Here is a 12,096-nt window from a genome sequence, read left to right on the forward strand (position 1 = left end):
AATGTTGAGCAGCAGGACTGGGAAGAGTGACTCCAAGATTGCAAATATCGAAAAACTTTCTCAAAAGACTGCTATAAGAAAAACCACAATAGAAGCTTTAGAAAGATTTCCAAATATTGATGCATCTGATATTTGGAAATCTGTTTACTCGGCACATATGGACCGAAAATCAGGAATAGCTGATCCAGAGGTTATTAAAAAGGTTGTGTCCGCAGAGAATAGTTGGAAAAAATCAAGTGGTCATGCTTTTGAAGAAATGATTGAAGTTTTAGGGAACAGTAAATTGATGCATCATGATATTAGAATTCTATTGCAAAAGGATATGAAATTATTAATAGAAAATAGTGGCATACACAATGAAGAGAGGGATATAGCTTGGTTACGAGAACAAATCCGTAACAGTATATTTGATTTATACGTAACTTTGAAGAAGCCTAACGGCGAAGAGCATGTTTATGGCTGTATTCAATCAAAAACTAGTATTAGGGATAGAGTTACACGGGACCGTGAACCTTCAATGAATGCCATGAATAAATTCTTTTGGTCTGTGGCCATCTGTCTAGATGGTGAATACTTAAGGATGCCTAAATTTATAGGTATGGTAAATGGAGATACACAAGAGCATGCAATCAATGGATGGCATGGATTGTATGTGTTATCTGATGACTACTCAGTGGATCGTATTTATCCAATTGATATAGACCTGAGTTTATTTGTAAATCATGCATTGCAGGCCGCAGAAGAATGGCTAAAAAACCGACAATGGTTTAACCATGAATGGAAAGCTAAATAATAGATTCAAAAACCCAGCACTTATGTGCTGGGTTTTTTTATGGATTAATTTTGCGAAGAGGATGACCAACCTCCACAACTCCGTACTTTTCCAAACATTTTTAGTTATAAAAAAAATTAAATTGAAAAGGCGCTACAATATGACTGAATGGGGGAGATTTTGTGGCGCGTAAAGGCAAAAGTGTACAATATAAGAAAGAAAAAATAGCTGAAAAAGGTAAAATTAAGAGCAAGAAAAAAGATGGGGTACATATCATGAATCGTTTAAAATTTGAATCTCGTACACAAGAAAAAATTTATGATAAGTTGGTTATCGAATTTGTACAAAATCATCTACCGAAAATCCTGGATATTGTGCCAAAGGAAGTACGTCGAAAGCGCGGTGACGAGCCAAATCTACCAGGAAAACTATATAAAGAAGAAATACAGACGATGAATTCAAAAAACGCATACATAAAGAGGGCGAAGACTTTTATAAAATGGCATGTAACGAAAAAAAAAATAACTAGTTTGGCTGAAATCGATAAAAATACGACGAGCGAATTTTTCAATGTGTTAGCAATGAATACGGGCAGAGGGTCAGGACAGTACAGTAAAAAAACGTATGACGCGTACATTGATGGCACATATAAGCTGTTTCAATCGCTTTCAAGGACTCCTGAGAGCGCGAAAGTGGTTTTGGAAGGAAGACACTACGCAGCGGCTATTCCGTCCTTCCAAAAGCTCTTGAGCCGTGATTTTAAAGAGGAATTGAGGAATCGAGTCGGTCAGTACAGCAAAAAGGAATATAAGCGTGGATCAGGGTACACCAGCAGCCAAGCAAGCACCATCATGCGCCAAGCAGAAAAACATATGAATACCAGGGATCAGCTGCTAGTCGCAACGCTAGTTTACGCAGGGTTACGTAACGATGAAGTCCAAAAAATGAGAAGCGATTTTTATAAAAATGAAAAAAGCAGGATTGAATTGATTGAAAAAGGCGTTACAAAACAGGATAGAGGTCGATTTGTGCTGGATGTTCATCCAAAAGTCTTCAAATTGGTGGAAAAGCTGAAAGAAGAAGAAGGCCTAGCGGCCACAGATTATCTGTTCAGTGGATATAATGACAAAAAAGTTCGTGAAGTCATTAAAACTTGTTGTAAAGAGGGCAAAATTAAATACAGTGGCGTTCATGATCTGCGAAAGGCTTACATAGAAAGAAATGAGAGAGAATGGATTTCTAAGATTAGAAAAAGTAAAGTTGAAAAATCCAATTTAATCGAACGAATCATGACTCAAGTAGGCGCAAAACCAACATTGAACCCAGTGATCAAGATTAAAGAAGTACGGTTTCGAAATACAAAGGAAGGCAAGAAGAAAAGATACTACGTTTACAAACGAAATGATGGGAAAATTATCGAAGAACGCAAATACACCATCGGAAAACTGCAGAAGATGACTATCGAAGATCTTCTAGATCGTTATATGGCTGAAAATCTTGGTCATAGTGATCCAGAAACCACATTTGATTATCGATTACCAAAGACAGCATCAAAAAGAAAAGAATTCCGTAAGGAAATGAGAGAGGTTAAAAAATTTAGCGAGTAATAAAGATATATGTGTTAATAACATCCTTGCTGTATATGGAGTTATCAATTTAATGAAAAATAGATAATGAAAATTTAGAGGATTATCGTTATTAATACTCGAATAGAAACTATAATAAGAATTATACTATTTACTTTTATAAGAATTATTACAAGAATTTAAAATAGATAAATATTTACTATTGATATATATCTATATTAAAAGCTGAATGGAGAGGGATTTAATGCCTGAAGGAAGGTTATATAAACCTGCTGAAACTGCTGAACGTTTAGGAATCACTACGATGTTATTGAATAAATGGGTCCAGCATTTTGGAGTCAAAACTGAATGGTCTAATCCAAGTAATCCAGAAAATAAAGGTCATCGGAGATATACGGAAGAAAACTTAAAGCTCCTCCTAACAATTAAGGAAAAAGTTCAAGATCAAAATTGGAGCTGGGATAAGACAAAAGCTTTTCTGGCAGGAGATGAAACAGTAGATGTTCAATTACGAACAGGGTTGGAATCTGAAATTGCTGAATTACGAAAAGAATTGTTTTTAGATCGTGAAAAAAATCAGCATTTTCAAGAAAGTTTGATTAGTAGTTTAGCAGCTTTAACAAATCAAATTGAAGAAATGAGAAAAGAAAATGCTGGTTTAAAATTGATGATTAATCAGCAAGAAACTTCAGATTTACAATTAAATGATAAAAGTACATTGAATCATGAGGATTTTGAGCATGAGAGGAAACGTATAGCAGAAGAAGTAGTGTCAGAAGTGTTTCAAAAAATAGATGAAAAGCGTTCTGAACAGGAAAAACAGAACGAAAAAACTTCAATTATTAAAGATAATGTAAAGGATGAAACGGAAGAAACAAAGAGAAAGGGATCATTTTTAAATTTTTTAAAAATTTTTAAGAAGTAGAGTATACACAAACGTTTAAGAATGAATTGCAAAAAAAGAAGTGAGAAATCAAACTGATTCTTCACTTCTAGACGTTTTACTATCCTCATATTAAGCGTATACTCGTGTGCGCATTCTAATTCCTTGTATAAGTACCTTTACGTATTCTTCGGATTTGACAGATCCAAAAACTTCATCCAAACCGATAAGTCTTCCATTAAATAAACTGAGGCCGAATTCGCACATCCGCAAGGTAGTGCTTGTGAGTCCAGGGTGTACAAAAAGGTGTTCACTTTCCTCTTCAGACCATTCAGTCAAGGCATAGATAGGACTTGACGATTCCAAATTTTCTTTAGACGGGAGTAAATAATAAATTTCAGGAACACTTGCAATGTAAATGGAAGGAACGAATTGAAAGTCTCCATCACTTTTTAAGTTGTAATGTTTTAGTAATTCATTAAAATTTGCTTCATGTTCATTATTGATAAAAAAATACATGTAATTACCCCCGTTTTAATTTTATATTGCTCTCTTATATTGTATAACAGTAATTTCATTTATTTGTAAAAATCTTCTTTTTTCTTTGGTATAACGTTAAAAAGCTTAATTATACTGGATTCGTTCAAATATTTAGCTCCACCATAAATTGATTAATAGACTAGTAGAGTTATATATCTGTATATAAATTGATTAATAGACTAGTAGAGTTATATATCTGGCTTATAAATCAATAAATCGATTCATAAGCCAGAAAAAGTTTTTTTACGTACTGAAGGAGTTTTAAATATTACTTCAAATAAATTTGAACAAATAAAAAAAGCGTTTGCACGCTTTTCATTCGAACCATCTTCGATTTTTTTCCTTCTCCTCATTATACACATCGATAATGTCACAGGTATCTGCTGTGATTTCAACAAGAACGTTGTCATCTTCTTCAAAGCCCACAAGCCTGTATTCGATGTTACGCAAAGCCTCGTCGTTAGGAGAAATAGTCATTGATATCTCTTCTTCAAAATTAATTGTAAATGGCGAGTCCACTAACTTCCTAAAGTCAAAAGGAACAATGATAGTAATCCACGTATCCCCATACTCATGATCTTGCGCCAATTCTATAAGTTCGTCTGCCTCAATTGGACCGCGGTAAATCTTCATTCTATCACTCCTTCAAATTAAAAAGAGGCGCAATTGCGCCTCTACCAGTATAGCCTATGCTTATAATTGATGTTCCTTTTCTAAAAAAGGTAAAAACGCAACACTTTTAAAAAGTGTTGCGTTTTTACCCTTTAAAAGATCGGAATTTAAAAGTATACTAAAATAAGTAGCGTAGACGCATCACAAAGGGGAGAAATGCATGGAATTTGTAGAACCCATTTACGACCAGAAGGACATTCCGAGAATGCGGAAAGTCATTAAAAAACAGGTGAACGGCGAACGGAATCTGCTGTTGTTCGAACTTGGGTTGGCCACAGCTTTACGACCGTCAGATTTGCTTGATCTACGCGTAGAAGACGTAAAGACGGGAATAATCAGAGGACGTACCAATAAAAAGAACAAGTCTTTCGATTTTCGCCTGAATGATCGGGTGTTTGGCCTGGTAAAGAGCTTCATAGAGACGATGGATGATAATGAACTATTGTTTCCAATGCATCGTACCACGGCTTATCGTTTTTTGAAGAAAGCAGCAATAGACTGCGGACTAGAAGAAAACATTGGAGCTCATAGTTTACGAAAGACCAAAGCTTACCATCTTTACACTGATCCAACACCAGGAAGCGAGTCGAAAAATAATATCAACCTGATTATGGACTTATTGCAACATGATGAAGCTGGAAGCACAATGCGTTACATCGGTTATAGAAAAGAAAAATTGAATGAGATGTTGTTAGCTCACGATTTATAAAGCCTTAGAAAGAGGAATTCGTGTACTTGCTTCCACTTGATGATTGATTTTGATCATTAAAAAGTATTTTTTGCAGGGATTCACAGAAAATCGGTGAATTATTCGTAAGCACGCTAGAATAATGTATCAATTTCCAGTACAGTAAAAGTTAGAGACGAAAAGATATATAAAAAGACAAAAAAAAAAGACCGTGCGTCCAACACAGTCTTCGGTTCACTTCCACCACCGACCAAGGTTTCAGAAGCAAATATATATATATATAAATATATTATATCTCATATCTTTATTTTTTCAAGCATGAGGATAATCCTTTATTTATAACGGAAAAACGGGAGTGGACCTTTGTCTAAATTTTCAATTTGGGGAGGGGTTTTTTGTTTTGAAGAAAGAAATTATTAAATTTCAATATGGCAATAAATTCATTTATCAAGAAGTTGAAGAATTAGAAAATGGGAATAAAAAAGTCATAAGCCGAACGATAAAAGGGAAGATTACTAATAAATACGATAATGTGAAGCCAATATACTGTCTTTTTCCTAAAGAAGAATTGAATCTCAGAGAGTTTTTTGAACTTATTGTAGGAGATCGATTCGAACAAAAAGATTTTGTAATCGAAGTATACAACGGCTACGAGCAAATAAAACATTGTTCGAGTCTTGAAGAATTAATGCGGTATTCGAAATGGGCTGACCATTTTGTTCCTAATACATTTTACAAGTGGCAGAGCCGTAGTATAGAAAACTTACGTTGCATTCAGTGGATGTTATTTGATTTTGAATTACGGAAATCAAATGGTCAAGCGTTTACACCAGTCGAAATTTGGGAGATTTTTCGAAGTGAAATTGGTTTTATGCCTACGTTTATCAAAGAATCAAAAACACCAGGCAGTTACCACGTAGCCTTAAAGCACACATCGATTAACGGAAAATTAGAGAGTACGTATTTGTTTAAGCGAATTCAGAAAAAAATTGCTGATATCATTGGAACGGATGATGGGGCAATCGGCGCAAATCATAATTATTCTATTCCGAAAAACGGGAAAAGAGTTTTCTATTTTGGCGATAATACAATCGATTTTAACGATTTGAAAAATTGGTGGATAGGATTACTCAAGGAATCCAATAAAAGTTCTAAAACGCCCCGTAGAACAGGTGGCAAGGTCACTTCGATAACGGAACACTTGATATGGAATCATGCAGCCGTTCAGGCTTTACAGAATCAAGAATTTGAAGGCTCTCGGAATGAAGCAGGATTTACACTGGCACTGCTACACTATGCGTTAGGAATCGATCAAAAAGAAACAGCTGAATATTTGTTGGAAAAATGGTTTCCGCTGGTTTCGCAAGAAGGACAGAAGTATCATCTGAGTGCATTGAAAGCATCTATTCGTTCTGCATACAGTAAGAAATACAGAGGTCCTTCAAAGGAGAAAATTGAAGCTCTCACAGGCATTGAATTCAATATTAGAGTCTTCAGAGGGCAATACAAGCGTCAATTACGCCATAATAAAAACGAAAATCAACAAGCTATTATCAATTATTTACGAGAACATAAAGGTAAAGTTACAATGGTTCAGACAGATTTGATTAAAGATATCTGTAAGACACAAAAGTCTCCATTGGGTAAAAAATTTTCAATAGATAGTATTAAGCGGAATTTAAGAGGATTGAAAAAATTAGGATTCATCGATTGGCAAACTAAGGGCAGTGGAGGCAACACGAAAGACAAAGCTGTTGAGTTTGTGTTAAAAGATGGGATTCAATCAAATGACGGATATATCATCGAAGAGGACCATAATGTTTATGTTTACGGAGAAAAAGTTAATTGAAATTAGATTTTTGGGGTCTGAAAACGTTAAAAATGGACGTTTTTGGTGATACAGGAGACTTGAAGAAACCAGTCATACCAAGGTTTCTTCAAGGGTCATATTGTGCATACATAAGTAGTTCTCCGCTTGCGGAGGACTGATCTACTTTTTTTAGTGAGAAGGTGGATGGGTCTCGTTGTTCTTTTTGATGGCGTATACAGCCCACCCCCTGGGATGGGGACGAGGTTTTACCGAGTTGCTTTGTTTTTAGACCTGGCGACTTCTTTTTGGATCTGTTTCCCAAGATGTTCCTTCAGTACATTGCTACCTACGGGTTTCTAGCTATATTCAATATCAACTGTTTATAAAACTTCTTGCTTGGTAAACATAGACGAAAGGAAGATCACCATGAAGGTATATATGAACGTTGTTTTCAGTATTTTTGGGTTGACTTTACTCTATCTCTTTCTCTACAAGCTTTGGCTTTTAAAAGTTCCAGAACTTTTCACATATGCATACGAATTAGGAGAAATTTTTTATCAGTTATCAATGGCATATATAGCGAGTTTTATATTCTATTTACTTGTAACCTATTGGCCACAGAAAAAACAAAAAGAGCATGTTTATGATTATGTTAATCATAAGGTTGTACTAATCCTCACTAATTTCATGGATATACTTCAATTGACATCCTCAACAGAAGCTACTATTAAACATTTTAATTATGAGACGACTGAGGAGGAATACTTGGTAGAATTTCCTGAGCAATTGAAAATTTACCGAGATGAACAAGATTACAATAATATTGCATCTCAAAGAATAACTGATTTCTTCAGTTTTATTACTTATGGTGGTGGTGGTCCAATAACTAAAGTTTATAAAGATGAAAAGACAGGATCAGATATTGTTACTTGGGGAGATTATCTAGAAGAAAATGTTCGCATTACCAATAAACTAGTTTCGGAAATTTTAAATTTAATTCCATTTTTAGAACCGCAGCATGTAACGTTACTTTCTAAAATTCAAGATGCACCTTATCATTATGAAGTTTTAGAAAAGCATCCTGGCAGAAGGGATGCTCAGAAATTAGAATTTTTAGCTCCATCTTACTTGGAGTATTATACTTTAATGAAATTATTAGCTGAAGAATTTTCTCTTTCTCTAAATGAACTTGATGAAATACCTAATGCACATATTTATATACAAAATATTGGAGCGCGAAATACTTAGAGATCCTTCAAATTTTGATATATAAGGCTTTTATATATCTATGGAACTTAATGGAATGAATAAATCTCGACCATCAGCTTTTTCTATCAGTCTCTGTGTGAGCTCATATGAACTTGTCGTGGTGCGGTTAGTTTTGGCTTTTTGGCTTAAGTTATAGTATTCTCCGATATTTGGGTATACATGTTGGGCGATTACCCAATAGCCAGGCTCAAAAATCTTGGATTTCAGCGAAGTGTGTAAATTTGAGATCCGATTGTTAATTTGGAATTCGATAGAATTAGTTGCTGCTGGGTGATAGTCCGTTAATTTTTCAGCTTTAACGTCTTTTTGTATGAGTTTTAAAGAAACGGAGGCTTCATTTAAGAGGCTGGTCATCTTTTCAAACGGAAGCTTGTTAATCTCTCCGAAAAATTTTCTCAATTGAATAAATTGAATCGTGAATTTCAATAAATTTTGAAAGGTGTTCAATAGCTCTTCGTACGTTTTAAACGAGTTTATATGCCGTATTTCAAATTTTTCACGAGAAGAGAAATATTTTTTGGTTACTTCAATTACTTCGTCGGCCTCGAATAGGAGGTCGATTTTTTCTTTTTCGGATTCCCATTTTTTAATGTTTTCTGGGTGTTGCGCCCATTTCCAAATTTGCAGCTGAAAATCGTATTCAAAGTGGTATTCCACCTTCTCTATGATAAATGCTTTTAAATACTTTTCATCGTTATCATTAAAGGTCCGAATGCCAAAATTGTGCGTCACTTTTGTGAGATGGCCACGTCTGTATGAAACTTCGAAGAAAACGTAATTTGCGAATGGATAATAGCTTTTGGGTTCAAATTTTGAATCTTTTTTATGCGGACTTGTATAAGTAATTGGCAGCAGCATATCATCGACAAAGATGGGAACGATTATTTCATTTTTTTTTAAATGAGAATCGCTGAAATCTACTCGAAATTCGCCCATTTCTTTGTTTAACCCACGCATCCAACGTATCTTTTCAAGTCGTTCTTCATTGTAGACTTTTGGAGTGATTTTCAAATCGGGACATTCATATTTTTTAAAATCGATAAAGTTCAACATTTTATCACCTCTCAATACTTATAAAATAAATCATTGAAAATTGTAATAATATGGTAAAATATATACACGTAAAATCTATTAAATCAACAAATTTTTCGTTATGGTTTGGCCATTGCGAAAATATCGATTGCTGTTGGTTCCCTTTTTCGCATACATGCAAGAAATCTAGTGTGGGAAGGAAAAAGGACATTCTAGCGTCATCGCTCTTTATGGAAAAATGAACGACCACATATAAAAAATACGCCATTACAGCAATGGAGTATTCGTGAATCTTATGCTCCAATACCAAAGTAATGAGGAGGAAAATAAATTAAACATCCATATTGATCAAACCATTCAATCAGACAAAGGAGAAGTGGTTAAAATGATAACCAAATACGATGAGTATCTTCGAAAAGCCAAAAAATTCAACTATTCAATAGAAAAATATAGACAGTTGGAAGAAATGATGACTGTCGCCAAAAAAGCTAAATTTCCTCTTAGCGACGCATCAGAAGTTACTGACCGATTCGAATTCGCAATATCATTGGCATCGGCAATGGCTTTGTATGATACTCATAAAGTGAAAGGAAACGATGGTCGAATTGTCTATTTGAATCATAAGGAAGAACTTGTTTATTTCTATGCGGATGGTCGAATTGAAATCATAGAGAAAAAACATAATTTGAAATCGAATCAAAAATAAAAAAGGAAAAAGAGAGTTAAGATAGCACTTTGTTCACGTTTATTAGCAACTCCTGCACACCCGCTGGTGTTCTGTTAGAAAAAAACTAACAGATGGATATAAGCGTCGGATACACGACTTTAGGAGCATTGATCATTTGATTGAGGAACAATCAAATATAGCTAAAAAGTGCTGATGGGACGGTACCAAAAAACATGTTTTTTAAAAATATGTTGAGGTGGCGGCTTTTATATTGGAAAAAATGGCCTAAAGGGCATTTTTTTGTTTTAAGTGAGCAACGCTCATGTCAGGTTTATCATGGGGCAACGCAGGTTGCCCCATGATAAACAACTGGCATGGCGTATGCGAATGCCTTGCTGATAACGTCCATAGGGCGGTATCGGTGCAGTAGTGAGCGCTGCTCACGGCGATTTGCTGTTGGCGGCCTGGCCGCACAACTGCGAATCAGGACGTGGATGGAGGGAATGATCTTAAAAGCTTTCGGGAACCGAAGGCTTTTTCTTTTGAACCCCTCTACCCGAACGGGTAGAGGGGTGAATTGGCTCTGCCAAGAGGGGACCCGTCCCCTACGCGACTGCAGTTTTGAAAATATTAGCTGTCTGTTTTTTTTTCGGCATCCCACTAATAATTTAATTGGATTAGAAACTATTTTGTGGGACGAAAAATACAGATCGGAGTGAAAATAAAAAAATAACGTTAAAGTAAAAAACGAAGAATTGTTGAAAAGATCTAATGATCAAAATCAAAAGTGGATTAAATTATAATGATAAAATAACTATATAATAGAACGTACGTTTTTATTCTTTCTATTTTGAGAGCAGTAAACTATACTAGAAGTTAATTATTTATTAAATACTAAATGGAATTGGTGGTTGCTATGAAAAAAATAACCCATATAGATTGTTTTTCAGGACCAGGAGGAATTTGTACGGGATTTAAAGCCGCAGGATTAGAAACCATATTAGCAATTGAGCTAGTTGAATCTTGTGTGGACACGTATAAAGCTAACCATAAAGATGTTCCAATAATTAATCAGGATATTTCCAAGGTAACAAAAGAGGAAATCTTAAATATCATTGGTGATCAAGAAGTGGATATCTTATCTTCTGGAATGCCATGTGAAACATTCAGCACTGCGGGCGCTACGTCTAGAGCAAGTTATGATGGCAGACAACATTTATACAGAGAAGCAATTAGAGTCGCTGGAATTGTTGATGCAAAAATGATTTTATTCGAAAATGTTCCAGGTTTTCAAAATAAGCGAATTTCAAAAGAAAGCGATCGATTTATTCTAGATGATTTATATCAAGATTTAGAAGAATCTGGTTACCGTTATCATATTAAAACAGTATTAAATGCTATGGATTTTGGGGTTCCACAAGCAAGAAATCGTTTCTTCGTTTTGGCTAGTAAAGAAGAACGGAATTTGAAAATTCCTTCACCTATTGAAGGTGAGTATATCAGTGTCAGTGAAGCATTGAGCGATCTACCTTCTGTGGAACATGGTTTGGAATATGTTGGGAATGAATTTACGAGTGATCAGACTGATTATGCTGCATTAATGAAAGATAAATCTTTTTGGAAAATGGATAATGATAATGAAGAAGTTAAATTGACTTACCATATTCCTCCTAAACACCGACCTAAATCATTAGAAAGATTTTCTTTGATTGAACAAGGAGAAGGACTTAAAAATCTATTTTTTAAATTTCCAGAAGAAGAAGTTTTGCGGTTACAAGAAGAGAAAATCTTACCTAAGAAATGGTATATCCAACGGAACAGAAGATTATTTGGAAATAAACCAGCAGTTACTGTGACTTCTCATTGTCTAGATGAACTTTTACATCCGATAGAAAATCGTGCTTTAACAGTTAGAGAAGTCGCAAGACTGCAAAGCTTCCCTGATTTATATGATTTTAAAGGTGGACCAATGGTTTGCCCTCACAACGATGCACGGCAAGATAAGTACGAGCAAATTGGTGATGCTGTCCCTCCTTTATTGGCATATCATTGGGGATTAACTATAAAAAATATTCTTATTGAACAAGTGTTAGAGGAAGTTCGATGAATTACCATGATTTTTGTGTTAAAAGATATGCAGAAATTTTTCAGAATGAAGTTGCTGCAGCAGTGAAGAT

At 34.9% G+C, this 12,096-nt stretch carries 11 protein-coding genes; 8 read left to right on the plus strand and 3 right to left on the minus strand.

Going from position 1 to position 12,096, the window contains the following annotated elements; all coding sequences use genetic code 11:
• The 3 genes from QMA01_RS17835 to QMA01_RS17845 form a co-directional block, all read left to right on the plus strand.
• Positions 1-793, plus strand: a 793-nt coding sequence (locus QMA01_RS17835; RefSeq protein ID WP_290215580.1) for a BsaWI family type II restriction enzyme, incomplete at its 5' end; no start/stop codon positions are given.
• A 161-nt stretch (positions 794-954) separates the two neighbouring features.
• Positions 955-2,379, plus strand: a complete 1,425-nt coding sequence (locus QMA01_RS17840) for a hypothetical protein (protein ID WP_290215581.1) — start codon at positions 955-957, stop codon at positions 2,377-2,379.
• A gap of 223 nt (positions 2,380-2,602) precedes the next feature.
• Entirely contained in the window at positions 2,603-3,283 is a 681-nt protein-coding gene (locus tag QMA01_RS17845) for a MerR family transcriptional regulator (protein ID WP_290215582.1), read from the plus strand.
• Positions 3,284-3,373: 90 nt separating this feature from the next.
• On the opposite strand, the gene QMA01_RS17850 is transcribed toward QMA01_RS17845, so the two are convergent.
• Both QMA01_RS17850 and QMA01_RS17855 read right to left on the minus strand, forming a co-directional pair.
• Positions 3,374-3,760 carry a hypothetical protein gene (locus QMA01_RS17850; RefSeq protein WP_290215583.1) on the minus strand — a complete coding sequence of 129 codons (387 nt, stop codon included), beginning with the start codon at positions 3,758-3,760 and terminating at the stop codon, positions 3,374-3,376.
• A 336-nt stretch (positions 3,761-4,096) separates the two neighbouring features.
• Complete coding sequence (locus tag QMA01_RS17855; protein WP_290215584.1) at positions 4,097-4,414, minus strand: hypothetical protein; 318 nt, start codon at positions 4,412-4,414, stop codon at positions 4,097-4,099.
• 199 nt (positions 4,415-4,613) lie between these two features.
• Here QMA01_RS17855 and QMA01_RS17860 point away from each other — a divergent pair, with 199 nt between their 5' ends.
• The 3 genes from QMA01_RS17860 (at position 4,614) to QMA01_RS17870 (ending at position 8,199) form a co-directional block, all read left to right on the plus strand.
• Positions 4,614-5,162: a tyrosine-type recombinase/integrase gene (locus QMA01_RS17860; protein ID WP_290215585.1), complete on the plus strand. Its 549-nt coding sequence runs from the start codon at positions 4,614-4,616 to the stop codon at positions 5,160-5,162.
• A gap of 379 nt (positions 5,163-5,541) precedes the next feature.
• The gene (locus tag QMA01_RS17865) at positions 5,542-6,990 is read left to right on the plus strand and encodes a hypothetical protein (protein WP_290215586.1); all 1,449 of its coding nucleotides are present in this window, start codon (positions 5,542-5,544) and stop codon (positions 6,988-6,990) included.
• A 387-nt stretch (positions 6,991-7,377) separates the two neighbouring features.
• Positions 7,378-8,199, plus strand: coding sequence for a hypothetical protein (locus QMA01_RS17870; RefSeq protein ID WP_290215587.1), 822 nt, complete (start codon positions 7,378-7,380; stop codon positions 8,197-8,199).
• A gap of 30 nt (positions 8,200-8,229) precedes the next feature.
• Here the strand turns inward: QMA01_RS17870 and QMA01_RS17875 are convergent, their stop codons facing one another.
• Positions 8,230-9,273 carry a hypothetical protein gene (locus tag QMA01_RS17875; protein ID WP_290215588.1) on the minus strand — a complete coding sequence of 348 codons (1,044 nt, stop codon included), beginning with the start codon at positions 9,271-9,273 and terminating at the stop codon, positions 8,230-8,232.
• Between the two features lie 274 nt (positions 9,274-9,547).
• Between QMA01_RS17875 and QMA01_RS17880 the strand changes: the two genes are divergently transcribed.
• Positions 9,548-9,958, plus strand: a complete 411-nt coding sequence (locus QMA01_RS17880; RefSeq protein WP_290215589.1) for a hypothetical protein — start codon at positions 9,548-9,550, stop codon at positions 9,956-9,958.
• A gap of 877 nt (positions 9,959-10,835) precedes the next feature.
• Positions 10,836-12,026 (plus strand): DNA cytosine methyltransferase, encoded by a 1,191-nt coding sequence (locus QMA01_RS17885; RefSeq protein ID WP_290215590.1) that lies wholly within the window; start codon positions 10,836-10,838, stop codon positions 12,024-12,026.
• Positions 12,027-12,096 lie beyond the last annotated feature (70 nt).

This window comes from Planococcus notacanthi (assembly GCF_030407825.1).
GTDB lineage: Bacteria > Bacillota > Bacilli > Bacillales_A > Planococcaceae > Planococcus > Planococcus notacanthi.

Coding starts and splice junctions, on each gene's coding strand:
- QMA01_RS17850 (WP_290215583.1), bottom strand. CDS start 3,760: ATGTATTTTTTTATCAATAATGAACATGAAGCAAATTTTAATGAATTA.
- QMA01_RS17875 (WP_290215588.1), bottom strand. CDS start 9,273: ATGTTGAACTTTATCGATTTTAAAAAATATGAATGTCCCGATTTGAAA.
- QMA01_RS17885 (WP_290215590.1), top strand. CDS start 10,836: ATGAAAAAAATAACCCATATAGATTGTTTTTCAGGACCAGGAGGAATT.
- QMA01_RS17855 (WP_290215584.1), bottom strand. CDS start 4,414: ATGAAGATTTACCGCGGTCCAATTGAGGCAGACGAACTTATAGAATTG.
- QMA01_RS17845 (WP_290215582.1), top strand. CDS start 2,603: ATGCCTGAAGGAAGGTTATATAAACCTGCTGAAACTGCTGAACGTTTA.
- QMA01_RS17880 (WP_290215589.1), top strand. CDS start 9,548: ATGCTCCAATACCAAAGTAATGAGGAGGAAAATAAATTAAACATCCAT.
- QMA01_RS17870 (WP_290215587.1), top strand. CDS start 7,378: ATGAAGGTATATATGAACGTTGTTTTCAGTATTTTTGGGTTGACTTTA.
- QMA01_RS17860 (WP_290215585.1), top strand. CDS start 4,614: ATGGAATTTGTAGAACCCATTTACGACCAGAAGGACATTCCGAGAATG.